Source organism: Actinospineispora eucalypti, assembly GCF_039543365.1.
GTDB classification, from domain to species: Bacteria; Actinomycetota; Actinomycetes; order Mycobacteriales; family Pseudonocardiaceae; genus Pseudonocardia; species Pseudonocardia eucalypti.
The window spans coordinates 5,960-27,598 of the sequence record NZ_BAABJP010000048.1; the positions used below are offsets into that span (position 1 = coordinate 5,960).

General features: G+C 74.1%; 1 protein-coding gene (running past one end of the window). It reads left to right on the forward strand.

Translation table 11 applies throughout. From position 1 onward, the window contains the following. Positions 1–21,639 carry the start of a rhomboid family intramembrane serine protease gene (locus tag ABEB12_RS34450; RefSeq protein WP_185063300.1) on the forward strand. It continues 23,157 nt past the right edge of the window, so the window shows 21,639 of its 44,796 coding nt (coding positions 1–21,639); it begins with the start codon at positions 1–3; the stop codon falls past the right edge of the window.

A 21,639-nucleotide genomic window follows, 5' to 3' on the forward strand; every position in this document is an offset into this window, starting at 1 on the left:
GTGCTGCACGCTGTCGCCCGGCTGATCGCTCGCTCACCGATGGCCGTGTTGCTCGGGGCGGCGGCGGCCGTGTGGTTGGTCGGGGCGTGGTTCTCCCCGGCGAGTTCGCCGGCCGGCCAGGTCGAGGTTTCCGCCTCCATCGTGAAGACGGCGGCGGACGGCTCATCCGGCGCTGAGCAAGACCAGGCCGCGCAGCACGCCAATGGCAAGTCGGCGGAGAGCAAGGACACCGGTGGAACCGCCGAGCAGAAGAAGGAAGAAGCAGACAAGGCCGCCAGCAACAAAAAGGCCGAAGGCGACAAGGGCGGCACCGGCAAGACCGGGGAATCGGACAAAAAGGAAGAAGAGAACAAGAACGACGGTGCCAACAAGCCCGGCGACAAGCCGCAAGGCACCGAGCACCAACCGAGCACCGAGGAAACGGACGCCGCGTCCAATACCAATAACGCCCAGGGCAACCAGAACACCGGTGCCCAGGTGGACGCGGCCCCCGAGGAACATCCCGCCCAGGCCGCCAACCACCGGGACCCCCAGGGCCAGGACGCGAATGTGCGAACCGCCCAGCGGCGCGATGACGGCCAGGACGAAGTAGTCGCCGACGCCGGCAAGACCGACAAGCCACGGGCCACCGATACAACGGCCACGGCGCAAACGGCGGAGCAAAGGCCCGACTGCACGGCCGATTCCGGATCGTGCGGCGGCGCCCAGGGCACCGACAACAACACGGTGCGGAACGCCAGCGTCAAGACCGACGACGGTGTGGACGCCGGCACCGCGTGTAAGGCCGGCGCCGGTACCGCGTGCGCCAACACCGCCGACGACAACGCTTCGGCGTCCACCGGCGAGACCGGCCGGAGCACAACCGCGACGGTGGCCACCGATGACGGCACCTGCAAGGACTGCGCCCCCGAGGCACCCGTGCCCGGCAAGCAGGACCCCGCCGTCCCGGCCAGCGCCACCAACAACGGTCAGGGCACCGCCGCCAGCGGCAACGGTTCCGGCGACTCGGGCGAGGTTCCCGCCGACGCGCCGCTGCCGATGGTCGGAGCCGTGAGCGCCATTCCGGCCAACTCGACCGACACCGGCCGGCAAACCGGCGGCGCGGGCAACAACGACCCCCCGGCCACCGACGGCACTCAAACCCCCGAGATCCTCCGCAGCTCCAACCCGCACGACACCACGGACCTTGCCGCGCAGCCGGATGGCGGAGCGCGCAGCCTGGTGGACGATCTTCTCGACCCGAACCTCGGTGAGCAGAACCGGCTCACCACCCCGGGCTCCGTCCTGGTGCAGGGCGCCGTGCAGGACGCCGGCTCGCAGGCCCGCGAGGAAGCCCTCGCCGGCGGCGCCGACCCGGAGACCGCAAGGCGCGCCGAAGAGCAGGGCCGCGCGGCCGCGCTGGTCGACCTGGTCGAGCATGAACAGCTGACCAACGGCCCCAGCCAGCAGCCGGTCGACTACTCCGGCAGCTACGCCGACTACAACCAGGAAAACCGGCTGAGCGTGCGGCGCGACCGGGGGCCGGCCGCCGAAGCCGGGTGCCTCAACGAGTGCCTGCAGCTGCGCGAGCAGGTCGGCGCGGCTGGCGAGAGCGCCTTCCGGGAGGCCATCGGCAACGGGCTGCCCGAGGCCGAGGCCCAGCGGGCCAGCGCCGAGGCCCAGGCCCGCGCCAACGGCGACATCGCGCTCGGCGGTAACCCCGCGCCCGGCCGCCCGGCGGTAGCACCGGGCACCGTGGCCGGATCGGTCAACCGGGGTGGCTACATCGCGGCCGGCGGAATCGCCGACGACGGCAAGGGCCAGCCCAAGTACGCCGGTTGCGGCGGGGTCGGCGGCCCGTGTGCCTTCGCCGCCACCGACGGCACGCAGCGCATCTCCAGCGACCTGAACGCCCCCGGCGGCCCGGTCGTCCGCGCCGAGGTGCTCGGCGCCAACGCCCGGCCGATCGCCGCCGCCACCGCGCCGTTCGCCACCGCCGGCACCGCCCGCCCCGCCCCGGTCGACCCGGCGCGGGCCGCCGAGCTTCCGGCCGGGCAGGTGCGCGCCATTCAGAATGAGGCATCCGGTGCGGTGCAGGTCGCCTACGGCGGCACCGGTACGGCCACCATGGGCGCCCGCCGGGTCGCCACCGACAACGGCGGCTCCATCACCAACCCCGGTGGCGGCCGCCCGGTCGAGCTGGCCGGCGCCGGCAAGGGCGAGATCCGCAAGGCCGGTGGCGACGTCGTCAAGGTGCCGGCCGACGGCTCGGGCAAGGTCGCCGTCCGCGACGCCGGCCCCGACAACACCGGCCACGCCGGCAACCGCAACGAGGATGCCACCGCGACGGACCACACGGCCGCGTCGACCGGTTCCCGGAACGAGCACCCCGAAGCCACCGAGGGCGCCGCGAACCCCGGACCGGGCGCCGGCGCGGCGACCGACGACCCGGGCGCCGCCACCGCGGTCACCGACGCCGGCACCGCCGCGACCGGCCCGGAGGCGGTTCCCGCCCAACGCCGCACCGCCCTCACCGGCGACCGGCTGGCAGGCCCGGATGTGACGGTGGGCGGCCGCGAGGACGGCGTGAACACCGGCGCCCGGCCGAACGGCGACAACGGCGCCGTGCCGGCGTCGGCCACGCTCGCGGTCGGCGCCCCGGCCGGGCCGGTCGCCGCCGGCGACCCCGCCGGCACCGGGACCCCCGCCGCCCAGAACTTCACCGGCGACTCCCGGGACGTCGCCGACGACATCCTCGCGCTGGCCGCGATCCAGGACGGCCAGGGTGACGACCGCGCGAACGACGTCCCGGGGCTGATCGGCGACGTGGTCGAGAACGGCGACAACCGGGGCGGCAACGGCACCCAGCCGCTGGGCGGTCAGCTCCCGGCGGTGCCGGCCCCCGGTGCACCGACCGGCGCCGGCGGCAACACGGCCGGCGGCCAGACCGGCGGTGCCGGTGGAGCGGTACCGGCGACGGCCCTGCCGGTGTCGGCCGAGAGCGTCGACCCACATGCCGGCACCGTGGTCTCCGCCACCAACGGGCCGGTGTCCACCGAGCCGCGCGCCGACGAGTCGTCCGGCACCGACCCACCGGGGGACGGCACCATCCCCACCCCGATCGACGAAGTCATGCGAGCCCTCGCCAGCCCGCAAGAGAAGACGCCCGCCGAGACGCTGCTCGACCCGCTGCTCAGCAACAACCCCCAGACTTCCGACGAACCGCCGCTGTCCGACCCCGCCGCGATCCTCGGCGGACCCGCGCACCGCGACGGCGAAGACATCCCCCTGTCGACGCCCGGCGCGATCCTGAGCCAGCCCCAGCGCGGCGACGACAACAACGGCATGGTTCCCGGCACGATCACCGACCCCGCGCTCAACGGCGCTCCGCCGCGCACGCCGAAGCCGACCGAGACCGGCACCCTGACCCCCGACGAGCGGCGGGTGCTGGCCGCCGCCGACAAGGCCGAGGACGAGCTCGGCGAGACGCCCCTCCCGACCGGCCCCACGGACGAGCGGGGCGAGGCCAACGACCTCCGGATCCTCGCCGCGAACCCGAAGCTCGATTACGACGACCTCGCGGCCAAGCGGCAGAAGACCAACGCGTACAGTCGCGCCCGCGACTGGGCAACCCGCAACGGTTACAGCCCGGAGGACGCGGCGGCGATCGCCGACGAGTACGCGGACCGCAACTTCTCCCGGGACCTGCCCGAGCCCGAGCAGCCGATGGCGCCCGGCGCCGACCAGGGTGTCGAGGCCCGGGCATCCAACGGCGCGCGGGGTCCCGCCGGCGCCAGCGTCACCACCGTCCGGGACGGCCTCACCGACGTCGAGACCTGCGACGCGTCCAGCTCCGGCTGCGAGCTGTCCGCCGACACCCCCGACGGCCATGCCGAGGCCTCGGTCGATGACGACGGCGGGACCCACACCAGCGCCACCCTCGGTGGCCGAAAGGCCGACGGCGCCGACGCCTCGAGCCTCAGCGACAACACGGAGACCGGCGAGAAGACCACCTCGCACACCGGCAAGGGCCACTCCAACGACGGCGTCCGCGACGTCAGCTCCACCGACGGCGGCAGCATCCACGACCAGCCGGGCGACGGTCCGATCGCCATCACCGGCCACGGCAGCGGCACCATCCGGGATGACGACGGGAACCTCTACTCGTTCGGCGACGAGGCCCCGAACGGCAAGCACAACCCCAACGGCACGGTCACCGTGATGGACGACCCCGGTGACAAGGCCAGCACCTTCGACGCCAACACCGAGGTGGACTGGCGGGCGGAGAGCTCCAGGGACACCCCGAACGGCCGGAAGACCGACGTGGTCAGCGGGCACGGCGACCCGGGTGACCCGATCCGGATGAACGGCAAGGACGGCACCCCGCTGCTCGCCCCGAAGTGCGCCGGCTGCGACGCGGTCATCGACGGTCGCCTGCTGAACACGGTCGGCGGCGAGGACGCCTACATCGAGAGCCCCGGCGCGGACGGCGTCGGAGGCCGGCTCGGCGTCACCAACCTGCAGCCCAGCACCCGCCCCGGTGACGACCGGCCGAGCGGGGACGAGCTGGCGGCCGGCGATCCGGACAGCCCGTGGAACAGCTCCGCCGTGCTGCGCACCCCAGACGGCGTGGCCATCGACCCTCAGGACGGCACCGTCGACTCGGTCCAGCACTACCTGCCCACCGGCCCCGATGACGGTGGCCACACCGAGATCATCACCCACGGCGAGAAGAACAGCATCAAGGTGACGGGGACCCTGCCCGACGGCCGGCAGGACGATATCGACGCGTTCGTCCGGGGCGAGGGCGGCGGTTACGAGATCACCATCCAGCACCGCAACGCCTACGGCACCGGCGGCGGCATCGTCGGCCGCACCTTCGGCGACGCCCGGATCGGCAACCGGGATGCGTTCGGCGAGTGGAACGCGGTGTGGGGCGACGGCGGCCAGGTCGGCCTGCTGCTCGGTGAGGACGGCGGCTACAAGACCGGCGGGTACTGCACCGCCGGCGCCGGCGGCGGTTGTGCCGGCTCGCCGAAGGGGCTGACGTTGGGCGCTCCCAAGGGCGACGGCCTCGGCTTCCCCGAGGGCAAGGGTCTGCTGCCGACGTTGGTGCCGACCGACCAGTGGCTCGCGCAGAACGGCCTGGCCACGCCGGCCCACCCGACCAACGGCAACCTGCCCGACGTCAGCCAGACCCAGCGCGACCTGGGAATGATCCTCGGCATGGGCGCCCAGGCGCACAGCCAGTGGATGGCCGAGAAGCAGGAGGAGCTCGCCCCGTTCACGGCCGCCGCCGCGGCCGCCGGAGCCGACGACGTCCTCACCCCCCAGGAGCTGCGGGGGCTCAACGCCGAGTTGGCCAAGCTGGACCCGAAGACCGCCGCCAGGGTGGCAGCCACGGGCGTCGAGGCCTACCGGCTGTCCACGCTGCTGGACTCCAACCTGGAGACCACGCCACGGTTCGGCGGCCCGTCGTCGGACGCCAACCTCACCCGGCTGCTGGCCGACAACCCCGCCCTCACGGCCGCCATCCTGGGCAAGCCGTGGAACCCGGACCCCGCCCAGCACGATGCGCAGCTCCAGGAGGCCAAGACCGCCATCCTGCAGAGACGGGCCGACATGCAGGGTCGGCTGGAAGACCTGCGAAAGACCCAGGAGGGCTGGGACGCCATCCAGAAGTTGAACGACCAGCTGCACACGGCCCAGGCCGACGGCGCGTCGGCGGCCACCCAGCAGCGGTTGATCAACCAGATCAACAAGATGGTGGACGAGCAGCAGGCCCGTGATCTGGAGGCCTGGAAGGCGTACAGGACCGCCCAGGGTCCGGTGCGGGACGTCGACCTGGCGGCGGCGCAGGCCGCCGACCCCGCCTACGCCCAGACCATGCTGCGGGCCCGGCAGCAGGCCGAGGTGTTCGAGAAGCTGCGCTACCTGCGCGTCACCCAGCGGCCGACCACCCAGGCGGAGGCGGACGCCAACCAGCGGCTGCTGGAGTTCGCCGGTGGCATGGCCGACGGCTACCTTTCCTCGACCGTGACTCCGCGCCGGCCGGGCAACGGGCTGGGGTACATGAACCTCCCGTCCACCGGCTCGCTCGACCTGGTCATGGCGATGCGGGCGGCCCAGGGCTACGACACCGTCGAGGCCCAGACCAAGGAACACAACCCGGGGTTCATCGCCAGGGGCCCGGAGCGGCCCACATCCGCCCAGCCCGACCCGGACGCACAGCCGAGGGAGCTCACCCCGAACGAGATCGCCTCCATCGCGGCCTACTGGGTCCCGGACACGCCGGCCATGATCGAGGCCGTCCAGGGCGGCGAGTTCCTGAGCAAGGATCCGGCGATCCAGGAGAAGGTGCTGGCCAAGCTGGCCGCCGAGAACGGCGCGCCGCAGGACGCCAACGACGCCGTTGCCCTGATCGCCAGCTCGGCGGGCATGGCCGGCACCACCGCGGTGCTGCTGGATGACGAGCTGGGCGAGACCCCCAGCCCGGTGGACGACACCGGCACCGCGAAACTGGTGGCCCCGGTGAACGCGTTCTTCCGGCAGAACAACGTGCAGGACGGCCTGAACGGCGTCGGCCCCTACGCCGCGCTCGCCGCGGGCCTCTCCCCCGACCAGCAGGAACAGCTGAAGCGCTTCGCGATCATCGCCGACCCGGGCAACGACAAGACCTTCTCCTGGAGCGGTTTGTTCGATCTCGACAAGAACCGCAGCGAAGCGCAGGCCTCGATCGACGAGGCCGACCAGGAGATGCTGGAGACCCAGCTGGCGTTCAACGACGCGTTCGGCGCCCAGACGGACGACGGCGGGCGCAACTTCTGGCGCAGCGCCACCCTCTTGGTCGCCGGCTTCCCCGCCACGATCCAGAAGGCCTTCGGCTCCCTCGGCGTCGAGGCGATGAACACCGCCGGCCAAGGCGTACCGATCACCAAGACCTCACCCACCAACTGGGCCAACTACAGCGTCCTGCTCCCGGCGATGGAGAGGCTCGAGCCCGACCCGAGCAGCCCGGCAACGCGGCGCCTGATCGGTGAGGACGAAGAGACGTTCCGGAACCGGTTGCTCCCACTGACCGGTATGGGCACCGGAATGATCATGCACACCGCCGACGCGTTCACGGACCTGTGGAAGTCCTGGATCAACAACGACGCGGAGGCCGGGGCCCGGCTCGGCAAGCAGTGGCACCTGGATCCGTTCGGCACCGCGATGGCCTTCGCGCTGCCGGCCCAGCTGGTGCTGCCGATCCCGAAGGCAATGGCCGTGGCCAAGGTGGCCAAGACCGTGACCAAGGCCGACGCGCTGCGGCTGGAGATCGGTGCGCTGCGGCGCGGCGGCGCCCCGTCCGGCCGGGTCCAGCCCCTGGAAGCGCAGCTCTCCCAGCTCGACCGGTCGGCCGGGCGTTGGCAGAAGTGGGCGGCGACCCCCCTGACCATCGCCAACGGGGTGGCGAACGCGCCGTTCACGGTGCTCGGCGTGCCGGCCCGGGCCGCCGCCGGGCTCTCCCGACCGCTGCTGGCCGCCGGTTCCCGGGCGGCGGAGGCGGCCGGTTGGCGGGCCAGGGTTCGCGCGGGCAACGGGGACACCCCGGCACAGCGGGCCATCGGCAAGACGGGCAACCTGCTGCACGGCACCGCCAACGTGCTGGCCCGAGGTGCCGAGCGGGCCCGCCTGATCCGGAACTACGGCCTGTTCGGTGCCGCCGGGCTGCACGGCGCCTACCGGAACCTGGGCCTGCGTTCGGCGGGCCGTTCCTCGGCCGAGCTGCGTGACGCGGTGGCGTCCAAGCGGCAGCGGCTCACCGAGAAGACCGGCCCGTCCGGCCTGCCGGATCCGGTCCGCGCCGCCCGGGCCGCCCAGCTGGACCGGTCCTTGCGGGCGATCGAGGCGCAACGCTCGGCGCGGGTGGCCGAGAGCCTGCGCATAGCGGCCGGCGGTGCCCTGTTGCGGTCCCGGGCGGCCAACGAACGACTCAACGACGCATGGGCCGCCCACAAGACCGCCCGTGAGGCCCTCTGGCTCGCCGACGAGGCGGTTTGGAAGGCCAAGGACCCGCAGGCCCGGGAGGCGGCGTTCCAGGAACGGGCGGAGAGACAAGCGGCGCTCCGGCAGGCCCGCCAGGAAGTCGTCGACGCCCGCAACGCGTACGAGCAGCTGAACACGAAGCAGGCCGAGGCGGCGGCGAAGGCCCGCGAAAGCGCCGCCCAGGCCGCGGCCAAGGCGAAGGACGCCGACCCGAAGGCGCAAGACGCGAAGCAGGCGGAGCAAGGCGAGACCAAGGACGGCGAGGGCACCGAGCAGACCTCACCCAAGGACGGCGAGGAGAACGCGCTCGACCCGGAACAGGGTGGCGAGGGGAACGTGCCAGCGGAGGGTGCCGCCTGGCAGGACGGTCCGGCACTGATCGACCGGATCGACGCCGCGGTCCGCACGAACGGCGACGCCCCGCTCAGCATCGGTGAGCTCGCCTGGCGCCTGAAGGTCGGGGTGGACGACGTCCGCCAGGCCATCGACCAGCGACGGGAGAACCCCGACGTCGGTGGTGGCGACGCCCAGATCGTCAACGGGCGCTTCGTCGGCGGGCCGGGCGGCGACCGTCCCGCCCCACCGCCCGGTGACCCGGCCCCGAGCGGCCCCGACGGCACCCCGCCGCCCGGACCGCACCACGGCGGCAACGGGCACCATCCGACCCCCGACGCGGACGGCGTTGCCGACCTACCCGGCCAGCCGGGCGGGCCCGGCCAGGCGGTCGAGAGCAACCCGAAGATGGGCATCCGCAAGTTCGACGGGACCACGCAGAACGGTGATCCCCCGGCTCGGACCACCTTCACTTCACTGGTCAAGGAGGCGTGGACCAAGTTCCGCGAGCTCCGGCAGGCGCGTGCCGGGCGGTACGACCGCCACGGTGCCGACGACCTGGTGCGCCAGGCCGCGCAGCAGCGGTCCGACGCGGCCCAGGCCGTCGAGCAGGCCCGGCGCGACTTCGACCAGACGGTGCGCGAGGCCCTGAGCAACGAGGGGCTCGAGCGGCAGTACTACGCCAAGCGGAAGGCACTGGCCGACGCCGAGGCCCGGTACCGCGAGCTGGACCGGCGCTACCAGCGCACGGTGCGCGAGCGCGACCAGCATCGGGCCGACCCGGTGGGGCGCGCGGAGAAGGAGCTGGACCAGGCACGGCAGAACCTGAAGCGGTACCTGACGGCACCGCGGGGAGCCCGGAAGCTGCTGCGCACGGCGCGGCTGCAGTGGTCCCTGCGCTCGGCCGATGAACTACGCGGGCTGGACCGGCGCGCGCGGCGCGGCGAGCAGCTCAGCACCAACGAGTACTGGGCCTGGGTGAGGGACCAGGTCCGAGACGACAACCGGCTGCTGGCCGAGATCCCGGCCTACCGGGCGGCCCGCGAGGCGGAGAACGCGGCCCGCGAGGCCAACCGGCGGAGCGTCGAGCGGGGTGCCCAGCAGGCGAAGGCGCGCGCCGACCGGGAACGAGCCGGCCAGGCGGCGTCCGAGCGCGACCAGGCGGCGCGGCAACGGGACGAGGTGCGGCGGAACGCCGACCGGCTGATTTCCCAGGCCGAGGCCGAGGGGCACTCCAGGAAGTCGGTCGGGCAGGCCGCCGAGGCCGCCCGCGCCGGTGAGCCGAAGCAGGCCCCGGACGCCGTCCAGGCAGCCGCCGAGGCGGTCAACGACCTCGACCGGGCCAACCGGCAGCTCGCCGCCAAGGAGGCGGACGCCGCGCGGGCCGACCGGACCGCCGAGGCGTCCGAACGCGCCGTCACCGGGGCCGAGCGGGCCGAGGCGAGGGCGGCCGAGCGCGCCCGGCAGGCCAGCCGGGAGGCCCTCGAGGTTCGCACCGCCGAGGCGAACCGCCGGCACGCCGAGGCGCAACGACGCGCGGACCAGCGCGCCGCCCAGGCCCGGAAGCAGGGTCACGACCAGGCGGAGATCGACCGGGCCACCCAGGCCCACACCGCGGCCGACCACGCCGGCCAGCAGGCCAGCGAGAAGCAGGCCGAGGCCCAGCGGACTGCGGACGCCGCCGGGCAGGCCACCGGGCGGGCCGACGGGGCGCGGCGCAACGCCGCCCGCGCCGCCGCGCACGTCGAGCAGGCCAAACGCGCCGTCGCGGCGGCCGTCGAGAAGGTCAAGCAGGCCCGCGCGCGGGTCGCCGAGGCCGAGATGTCCGCCGTGCTGCCCGAGTCGGCCGAGGTCGCGGCGGCCCGGGCGGAGCTGCGGAAGGCGCGGCGGGAACGGTCCGAGGCCAACCGGCAACTGGCCGACGCGAAGCGGGAGCGGGCAGCGGCGGAGCGGGACCTGGCCGAGGCCGGGCGCGCGGAAGCGGACGCCACCTCGGCCGCCGAAGCCGCCCGGGACGAGGCCGCCACCGCCCGCCGGCGGGCCGGCGAGCTGCGCGCCGAGGCCGGCCAGGCCCCGGCGCCGGTCCGGGCCGCCGCCTTGGCCCGCCTCGCCGCCGAGCGGGCGAAGGCCGAGCTGGCCCGCCGGGCACTGGCGGAGCGGGTCCACGCCGCGCTGGCCGAGAGCGGCGGCCGCCCGGTCACGGTCAACGGCCTGGCCAAGCGGCTCGGCGCCGAAGCCGGTGAGGTCCGCGCCGCGATCGAGGGCGCGCCGACCGGCACCCTGGGCCGGCTGCACATCGGCAAGCGCGCCCGTGAGCGGGCCGAGCCCGCCCTCCAGGCCGCCGATCGCCGGGCCGCCGTCAACGAGTGGCAGCGCGCCGAAGCCGAGACCCAGGCCGCCACGACCGAGCGGAATGCCGCCGCCGACACCCACCGGGCCGCCCAGCGCAACCTGATCGAGGTCATCGGCCAGGTCACCCGCGTCAGGCAACTGGCGGACCGCCTGGCCGGCACCCCGAAGTCGGTCCTCGAAGCCGCCCGGTTCCTCATCGCCGTGGACCGGGCCGACCGGTACACCTGGAAGCACGCCCGCCAGCTGGCCAAGGGGTACTCGCGGGAGTCGATCGAGCGGGCGGTCCAGGACCTGCGCGACCTCGAGCAGGCTGTGCAGAGGGCCAGGGCCAAGGACCGCGACGTCCGCCGGGCGGAGGCCGAACTGGCCCGGGCCGAGCAGGTCCTGGCGCGGGCCACCGAGCGGGGCGAGCGGGCCGAGGCCGCAGCGGTGCGGGCCCGGGCGAACGAGCGGGCGGCGCGGGCGGCCGAACGAGCCGCCCGGCCCAAGGTGGCCGCCGCCAACCGCGAGTTCGCCGCCCAGCTGGAAGCGGAGGCGGCCGCCGCCCGGGTCGAGCAGGCCGCCGCCGAGGAGGCGTACCGGGCGGCGCGGCACAAGGCCGATCGGGTCGACGAGCCGCGGGCCAGGATCGACGCGGCCGCGGAACCGGTCACCCTGGCCGCCCGGGCCCGGCTCGCGCTCGCCGAGGCCGCACGCAAGTACGCCCGGTCCCGCAAGGCCGATCCCGAGCAGCTCGCGCGGGACGCCGTGACGACCGCTAAGCGGGAGCTCGACCGGGCCACGGCGGAGGCCGACGCGCTGAGCGCCAAGGCGCTCGAGCAGCACAGCCCCGAGGCCATCGACCGGGCGGTGCGGCGGCTGGAGGCGGCGGAGCGGCGGCTGCTCGAGGCCAGGCAGCGGTTCCGGGACGCGGACCGCGCGGCGACCCGGGCGGTCCAGGACGCCAGGCGGTCCGACGCGGCCGCCGCCGAGGCCGGCAACATCCGCCAACGGGCAACCCGGGTGCGTGAGGCCGTTGACGAGGCACACCGGAACGGCCGGGCCGACGACCTCGACCTCCGCATCGCCGAGGAGCTGGAAACCGCCGCCCGGCGGGCGGAACGGGATGCCGCCGAGACCGCCCGGGCGGCCTGGGCTTCGGCCAACCGGCGGTTGCACGAGGTCAAGCGGGCGCGGGACCGCATCGCGCCGGCCGAAAAGCTCGCCCAGGCCCTGGACCCGACGGGCCGGCTGCCCATACCGGTGCGCGACGCCGCCCGGGCCCGGGTCGCCGCCGAGCGGGTCGGCCAGGCCTACCAGGCGCTCCGCCGGGCCGACCCGGCCCAGGTGGCGCGGGACGCGCTACACGCCGCCCGAGAGGCACTCCGCGACGCGCAGCGGCGCGCCGACGACCTCGCGGCCCGGGCCGTCGAGGAGGGCCACACCCAGGGGTCGATCGACCAGCTCACCCGGGACCTGCGGGACCTGCCCCGGGCCAAGCGGATGCACGAGGCCAACGAGAAGATCGCCGAACGGGCGGCCGAGGAACTTGCCGCGGCGGAACGGAACCTCATGTACGCCCGCGAGCACGCCACCGCGACCGCGGCGGACGCGGCGCTGGCCAGGAGCGTCACGCCGGACGCCGGCCCGGCCAACCCGCCGAAGCAATCCGCCGCCGAACCGCTGGCGTTGCGGCCGCTGGCCAACAGGTGGCTGGAGACGCGCAAGTCCTACACGGCCGCCAAACGGAACTACGAACGCGCGGCGGACCGGTTCAGCCGGCGGGAACTCGAGCTGTACGAGGAACTGGGCCGGCAGCGCAAGGTCGCCGAGCTGACCGGCAACTACCGGCGCGTGCAAGAGCTGGAGCGGAAACGGCCCGAGGTCCACGACCAGAACCTGGTGGACGAGCTGGCGACGGCCCGGGAGGAACTCCGGTCGCGGGAACGCGCCCACCGCGAGGCCGGGAACCATCTCAGGCTCTACTGGGCGGCGCTGCGCGGCGGCCACCTCAAGGCGCTGAACGCGGCGTTGACCGCACGCCAGGAACTGCGCGCGCACGGCGAAGAGGGCCTGCGCGAGCTGCGGCGGCGCTACGAGGCCGGCGGCCGGATCAGTCAGGCCGAGTACTGGGCCATGATCGACGAAACCATCCGGCGGAACCGGCTGATCAACCACAAGGACCCGTTGGGCATGCACCGGGCGCAGCTGCTCGGCGAAATCGTGATGGACCGGGGCGCGCGCAACGGGTTCGGCAGGCGGCTGCGCGGCGTGATCGCGGAGATGAAGACCGGTGAGGGCAAGACCTTCCCGACCGGTGGCGCGGTGGCGGTGAAGCGCGCATTGGAGAACCGCTGGAACGGCCGGCACGGCGTGCACGTCATGACCAGCAGCACCAAGCTGGCCGACGACGCCTTCCGGATGTACGAGGCGCTGGCCGACGAGTTCGGCCTGAAGACCGGTCGGGTCCGGGACCGGGGGAAGGCGGGTTTGCCGGAACGCCAGGCGGCCTACCGGGCGGACATCACCGTCGGCACCGGCAGCGAGTTCTACTTCGACGTCCTCGACGACACCAAGTTCCCGAACCGGCGGGTGCAGGTCGGCGGGCGCAGCTTCGCGCTGGTCGACGAGGCCGACATGGTGATGCTGGACTGGGGCGCCAGCCCGCACATCCTGGCCGAGTCCATCGGCGCCACCGCCCGCCGCGCCGAGACCATCTGGGCCCGCGACTTCCTCGAGAAGCTGCGGGTGGGTGAGCACTACAGCGTCCGCCGCCAGGTCGAACCCAGCATCGGCCCGAGGCAGCTGGACCGTATCGCCCGCGACTTCGGCCACCGCCTGACCGGGCAACAGGTCCAGGACGTGCTCAACGCCTGGCGGGCCGCCGGCAAGCATCTCGACATCCACTACGTCGTCACGGACGGCGTGAACATCCAGATCCTGGACGAGCTGAACGGCCGCCCGCTGCCGGGCCGGCGTTGGAGCCAGGGCCTGCACGAGGCGGTCGAGGCGAAGCACGGCCTGCCGGTCCGGAGCGCGCAGCGCTCTGTGGCCCGCACCACCGCCGCCGAGGTGCTCGGCCGGTACGACCAGGTCGCCGGCATGACCGGCACCGCGCGCAGCGGCCTGGGCGGCCTGGGCCTCGACATCACGAAGAGGCAGTTCCGCAACCGCTACGGCATGAAGGTGGCGGTGATCCCGCGCCACGAGCCGACCCGGATGAAGATCCCCGCCCCGAGGCTGTACCGCACCGCGGCCGACCGGATCCGGGCGCTGGCCGACGAGGTCGCGGAGCACCGGAACGACGCCCAGCCGAGGATCATCGGCTTCCGCACGCCTCGGGAGTCCGAGATGTTCGCCCGGGAGCTGCGGCGGCGGGGCGTCGAGCACCTGGTGCTCAACGCCACGGACGCCCGGTACCGCTTCGAGGACAGCGTGGTGGACAAGGCGGGCAAGCCGTTCTCGGTGGTCGTGACCACGAACATGATCGGCCGGGGTACCGACATCAAGGCCGGCGGCGGTGGCCGGTTCGTCTCGGAGACCAACAAGGAGGCGGTCGAGGCGGCCGGCGGTGTGCACGTCACCGTGGCCGACCTTTTCGAGTCGCGCCGCGCCACCCACCAGGCCTTCGGCCGGACCTTCCGGCAGGGCGCCGACGGTGCGATCGTCGAGGTGTTGTCCCTGGAAGACCCGCTGTTGGCCGGATACGCGAACCGGGCGCGGCTGGAGCTGTTCAAGCGGATGCACCGCGGCGAGGTGGTCGAGGGGAAGGCCGCCCGCAAGCTGGTGGAGCACGCGGTGCGGCGCGCGGAGAAGCAGCGGGCGAAGCAGCTGCGCGACGTCATCCGGGGCAAGCGGGAGGGCGAGCAGGCGATCGTGGCGATGGTCGACAGCAGCCCGATCGGCCGAATCGTCCAGGAGGCCCGGGAAACCGGCCAGCGGACCCGGGCCGACCGGGCGGTCGAGCGGATCGGCGACAGCCACGGCAACAACGACGGCCTGAGCAGCACCTTCCACCAGGCCGTCGGCGAGATGATCGCGGGCCTGGAGGCCGAGCTGGAGGCCGCCGCCGAGGCGCGCGACCCGAGCATGTCCCCCGAGCAGCGTCGGGCGGCCGCGACCAAGGCCGCCAAGGCCGCCATCGAAGCGGCCGAGCACGCGGCCCGGGCCAGCCAGCTGCACGACCAGCTGGACGGGCAGCTGCGCGCCTACCGGGAGATCACCGAGCCGGAGATCTCCCCGCTGCGTCGGGTCGCGGTGAAGGCCGGCGGGGCGGCACCGGCCTGGTCGTCGATCCAGAACCCGGTCGACCCGGTGACCGCACAGCTGGGGGTGAGCGGCGCGGATGCCGTCGCCCTGGTGCGGACCCTGGTCGCCGGGGGTGAGTTGGACGGGGCCCGCACCACCCTGCTCCAGCTGGCCGACGTCATCCACCGGGGATACCCGGAGGACCGCGAGTTCGAGGCCGTAATGGCCGAGGCCAACGCGCGGGCGGCGGCCGACGCGCTGAGCCAGCGGCTGCGCTACCCCAACGCCGGCCCCGTCGAGCAGGCGGAGCTGGACCGCACCCTGGACCTGCTCGCGGCCCAGCTGGCCAACGCGCCGACGGCCACCCCCGACCAGGCAACCAGGGCGGCGGTGGGCGAGCTGGTCTACGACGGCCTGAACCGGCTCGCCGGCGGTGTCTCCGCCGGGCGCCAAACCGGGCGCCCGCCCCAGCGCGTGCCGACCGGCATGATGACCGACCTGTTCGAGCTCGCCCGGCACGGCGAGCTCAGCGCCGAGGAGATGGCCTGGCTGTTCCGGGGCGGCGCGAGGCCGGCCGGCGCCTCCTCCGGCAGCCAGGCCGTCGCGGAGTTCGTCGGCCGCCACGGCCTGCGCCACTGGGGCCGGGAGGCCAGCCAGCGGCTGCGCAACGGCCTGCGCAAGCTGCAGCGGCCGGAGGATCGGGGCCGGCGGATCGGTGGCCTGTTCTACCTCGGCAGGGCGCCGGACGGCGAGATCTTCGTGCTCGACCAGGACGAGCTGACCACCCGGCCGGAGATTTCCACCCGGGAGGACATCGCCTGGGGCATCGTGCTGTTCGGTGTCACCGCGGCCGAGCTGTTCCCCTCGGACGCGCCGGCCAACACCGGCCCCAGCTCGCTGCCGGAGCTGCGCGGGGAGATCGCGGAGTCGTTGCCGAAGGACTCGCGCCCGATGCTGGCCGCTCGGCTGGCCAGCCGGCTGGGCGTGACCGAGCGGCAGGTCATCGACGCGATCGACTACGACGCCAAGCCCAAGCACCGGTCCAAGCTGCACCGGTTCACCCTGGCCGGTGAGGTGTGGGTGGCCCGCTGGGACGGCTTCACGGTGCCGGACCAGGGGCTGCTGCTCCGGCTCGCCGCCGACGAGACCATGCGGGCGTACTGGGCGGCGGTCGCGGCCGGCGAGCCGGCGCCGGTGCCGGACACCCGGCGGCGGAAGCTCCAGCTGCGCGCCGCGATCACCGCACGGTTGCCCGAGGGGTTGGGCGCTCACCCGGTCGCGGCCAGCCACCTGGCCACCGCCCTGGGCGTGACCGAGCGGCGGGTCATCGACGCGGTGGACCTCGACCCGATGGGCGGGTTGCACCGGTTCACCGTCGCTGGCGAAGCGTGGGTGACTCGGTGGGCACCCGACCCGGCGACGCGGGACGAGGCGCGGCTGGTGGCCGGTGCGGCCTCGGAGATCTGGCAGGCGTACCGGGGCGCCGTCGAGGCCGGCGACCAGCTCCTGGCCATCCGGCTGGGCTGGATCCTGACCCAGCTGGAACGCCAGGGCGTGGTGGTGCACGACCACACCGGCGCCGGATACGACCCGCTGCACTCCTCGGCCCACTCGGACGTACTGGACATCGAGCGGTCCGCGTGGACGGGCCCGAAGACGGTCGTCGAGGTACACGAACCGGTGGTCTATGTGCACGGCGCCCAGATGCTCGGCGGCCAGGTCGTCGTCGCCCGCGGGCCCGACCCGTCGACCGCCCGCACCGGGCTGGCCCTGGAGAGCCGCCGGGGCTCCGGCCGGCCGAACACCGAGCTGGTGCGACGGCGCGCCTTCGACCCGGCGGCCATCCAACGAGCGAAGGAGATCATCGAGCGGCAACTGCCCGAGCTGTACCTGGGCGTCACCGACCGCACCGGCCTGGACCGAGCCTTCGAAGCCCTGGGCATCGAGCCGGTCGCCCCACCGGAGCGGGACGGCCGGGGCGGCGCCGGCATCGAAGGCACCCACACCGGTGGCACCGGCGACGCCACCGCCCCGGACGGGCAGGACCCGGCCGCCGATGCCGGCTCCTCGGCCGAGGCCGACGCCAACCCCGCGACGCCCGCCAAGCGCGGCTGGTTCGAGCGGATCCGCGGTCCGCCGGGCCTGGCGCGGGTCATCTCCTTCACCCGGCGCGCGCCGGTCACCTCGGCCCTGATCGCGGCCAACCTGGTTGCCTACCTGGTCACCGCGATCCAGGCGGCGAGCCCGATCAACCCGACGGCGGCCGCGCTGTTCCACGCCTGGGCGCTCACCCCCGGCATGGCCGAAGGCTGGCAGTGGATCACCGCCGCCTTCCTGCACCTGGACCCGGTGCACCTGCTGGGCAACGTGCTCATGCTGGCGATGCTGGGCCACGCTCTGGAGCCGGCGCTGGGCAAGGCGCGCATCCTGGCCGTGCTCGCCCTCGGCGTGCTCGGTGGCGCGGCCGGTGTGCTGGCCGCGGCGGCCCTGCACCTCACCGCCGCCGGCCTGCCGGTGGTCGGCGCCTCCGGGGCGATCTTCGCGCTGCTCTGCACCGAGCTGGTGTACAGCGAGCGCAAGACCGGGCCACTGGTGAAGATCGGGTTCAACCTGCTGGTGCTGCCCCTGCTCTGGCCCGGTGTGTCCATCCCGGCGCACGTGGGCGGTCTGGTCACCGGGATGGCCGTGGCGATGCTGCTGCCGGTGCGGACGTCACCGCGCGCCTTCGCCTTCCCCAGCCGCGAACAGCCCGGCTATCTGCCGCTGCGCCGCGTGCTCGCCGCCGGCGTGATCCTCGCGCTGGTCCTGCCGCACTTCGCCAACCTCGCCGTGGGCGCGGCAGCGATGGCGGCGCCGCTGCCGCCGGGCAGGACCGGCGGCGCGCCGCACAGCGGTGCGGTGATCAAGGACGGCTGGCGGGACGGTGAGGAACAGCGCTGGACCGAGGCCCTGCACGAGCTGGACAGGCTCGGCAAACCGCGCGAGTACGCCCCGGCGCGGCCGCGAGGGCCGCCGGCGGTGGCGACGGTCCCATTGGACCGGGACGTGCGGTCGGTGCTCCGCGAGCACGGCCTCACGGACCTGCCCGAACGGCTGGATGGCTACTACTGGGCCGAGCGCGACGTCGTGGTCGTCTTCGCGCCGAAGCTGAGCCAGCTGCGCCGGGCCGGGCTGCTCGGTGAGCTGCTGGCGCACGAGGACTTCTTCCACCGCCAGGGGAACGAGCACGCGCGCAACGACCTCGGCCTGCTCCACGACGAGGACGCCGCCCGGATCGCGGGCGCACTCGAGCGGGCCGACGGGCAAGCTCCGGCCTACTCGACCGGCTGGCTGGAGATCGGTGATCTGGGCGCCGGCACGCACCAGGCGCTCTTGCGGGTGCTGCCCCGGCTGGTCGAGGAGGCACGCGCGGCGGGCGAGGTTGTGCCGCCGTTCCAGGCCCGGGGCCCGCCGTTCGTGATCGACCCCATTGTCGCCGGTGGCATTCTCACCGAGGCGGGCCTGGGCGTTCTGCTGTCGCGTCCGCTTGTGTTCCTCTGGCGGCACCCGACGCTCGCGCCCGCCGGAGTGGTCGTGACGTTCGGGGATGTCCTGCGGGAGCGCGACGACCTCCTCGACTTCGGTGGTTTGCCCGAGTCGTGGTGGTCCCGGGCTCAGAGCTACGTGGCGAACCCAGATCCGCTCGAGGCCGCGGCGTTGGTCGAGGAGTGGCAGCGGGCGCAGGTGCGGACCGCGCTCGCCATCGCCCGTGATTACCGGGACGTCGCAAGGCGCGCGCTGGCCCGGGTCCGGCACACCACTGTCACCACGGAGCTGCCGTGGGCTCAGGACCAGGTCGACCGGGCCGCGCGGGAGTTGGCGCGGCCGACCGGCCTGCCGATCGAACCCAGCTGGCGGTCGGCCGCCGCCGCCGAACGGGAGGCCATCGCGGGCGAACTCGCCACGCTTGGCCGGGCCGGCGCGATCCTGGCGTTCGAGCCGCTGGAGAACGCACCGACCGCGCGGTTCTGGCGCGAGGTGCACGACGCGCTCCCCGCGCTCACCGCAGCGCGAAGCGGCGACCCCAGCACCTATGCCGGACTGTTCGAGCAGCTCGCCGACGCGGTCGGCCGCCCGTTCGCGGCTGGTGGGGACTGGGGCTTCCTCGAGCGCTCGGGCTGGCTGGCCGGTCACCGGACCGGGCCGAACCGGCGGGACAAGCTGGCCATGGCGCTGCTGATCGCCGTCACCGGCCGGGGCGAGTGGGTCGGCGACGTTCCACGCCGGCAGAGCTCGTATCGCCAGCTCACCGAGCTACTGCGGCTGCTCACCACCCCCGAGCTGGAGACACTGAGGCCGGCGCTGGTCGACCTGCTCGTGCGGCTGCCCGGCCGGGAGTGGGGCGGCGACCGGGCACAGTTCCTCACCGCCTGGATCGGGTTGGCGCGGAACGTGCTGCGCACCCACCCGGCGGTCACCACTCTCGACCTCGGACCGGCGGTCCGCGACGCGCTGGACGACCTCGGCCGGGGGCTGATCACGGTCGAGCGCACCCGGCTGGCGGGCACGATCCGCGCCGCCACCGCCGCGATGCAGGGGATGCTCGTCCGGCACGCGGGCGCGTTGTACGGCGTCGAGATCGGACCCGGCCAAGCCGTCGACATCGAACCCGGCTCGGACCTGTGGAACGCCCTGATCGGTTACCTCGGGGAGACCGGCGCCCGCCCCGAGCTGAGCCGACTGTTCGCCCCCTACCTGGAGACCTTCGTGCGCACCGGCAGCCGGGCGGACGCGAGCGCCGCGTTCTGGGCCGCATGGCGCGAGTGGCTCACCGGGCCGGACGGCCTCGGGCCGGCGGTAGTTGCCCGCGAACAGGTGCCGGCGGACGTGGTCGCCAACGTCGAGGGCCGAGACGTGATCATCGGTACGGCTCAGGACCCGGTGGACATCTTGCATCTCGGCCACCCGGGGCTCGGCGGGTCCTGCCTCGACTGCGTGCGCGGGGAACAACGCCAGGACGCGCAGGACTACGTGCTGCACCCGCGCGTCGCCGTCGTCTTCGCGTGGGTGCAGCACGCGGACGGCTCCCGCGGCCAGCGGCTGGCCGCCGCCACTACGTTCGTCACCGACCAGGGCATTGTCTGGCTCAGCCACCCCTACACCAGCGCCGGCCTCGACTTCGGCCGGTCGTTCCGCGACTACCTCGAACGGTGGGGCGCCCACACGGACCAGGCGGTGATCACACCCACGACGGAGGCCACCTGGTACCGCCCTGGGGAAACGGCGATCCCGGCCAGCGGCTCGGAGCGGACCATGGCGCTCACCTTCACCGCCGACGACGCGCTGGAAATCATCTGGGCGGACCCGTTCGACGGCCATGTCGCGCTCCCGGTCACGTTCACCGTGCCGGTGCACATCTGGCGCGCCGTCGTCGTGGCGATGGCTGGTGTCGCGGTGATCGGCGCGCTGGCGATGGGCGTCGATCCGTCCGCCGGGCTCGCCGCCAGGGTGTTGTGGCCGCTCAACCGGCGCGGCCCGCGCATCGGCGGGACGCGCCCGCTCGGTGGTCTGCTCGCCGCGCGGGCCAGGGCCGCCGGCGCCGCCGAGTTCGAGCGGTTGCTGCCCGACGCGCGCACCTATGAGAACCAGGGAGACGACCAGCTGGCCCAGGACCGCGCCGACGCCGCCGAGCTCGGTGTGGTGCCCGCCCGACTCGGCACCCCCACCGCCGACGTGTACCTGCGGTCCGGGCACAAGCTGCTCTGGGTGATCCGCACCGACGGGTCCATGTGGGTGGCCCCCGCGCTGAAGCGCACCGTGCGGCGGGGCAACGAGACCGTCCAACTGAAGGTGAGCCACCCGGTGGTGGCCGACGGCCAGGACGTGTTCGGCGCCGGCGAGATGCTGCCGGGCGCCTACCTGAACCCGCTCAGCGGCCACTACCACCAGCACCGCACCACCCCGACGCTCGACGCCCAGGTGCTCGCGCTGGGGCGCGCCGCCTTCGCCGCACACGGCATCGTCTTCCCGGCCGAACCATCCCCCACAGCGGTCAAGCTGCTGGCTCGGCGGGCGCACCCAGCGACCCGGCTACCCGCCGGGGCCTGGCTGGTGGATCACATGCCGGCGACCATCGTCGAGCTGACCCACGGTGACTCGACCCGCGCGACCTCGGCGAGCATCGCGTCGCTCATCGAGCGCAACGCGGCGACCTCGGCATCGCACATGGTCGTCGTGGCGCCGCTGGCCGCGCTGCGCACCGAGGAGCTGCGCGAGGCGATCTCCATGTCCTCGCCGAGGGTCTGGTCGTCGGTGGAGCGGATCAGCGTGTTCACCAACGCGGCTCACGCTTCCTCGACCCGGCCGACACAGGAGCGCGCCGACGCGACCGGCCGATCGCGGGGTTGGTTCGGCACGGGCGTCGGTGTGGGTGCCGCGATCGGAGTCGGCTCCGGCTTCGCCTCGGGTTCCGGCGCGATGCCGGTGATGATCGGGCTGGCCGGTGCCGGATTGGTCACGGCCGGCGCCGCGCGGTTGCTGAAACGGACGGCGCTGCCGGGTCTCGCGCGCGGTCCACCCCGTTGGGTGGCGCCCTTCTTCACCGGGTTCGCTCTGGGGGCGGCGCTCGCCCTGCCGGTCGTCGGATTCTCCGGGGTCGCGGCAATGGTGGCGTTGCCGGTCAGCGCTGGACACCAGCGATCCGGGGCGAGGCGCGGGTGGCTGATCTCGGTCGGGCGCAGG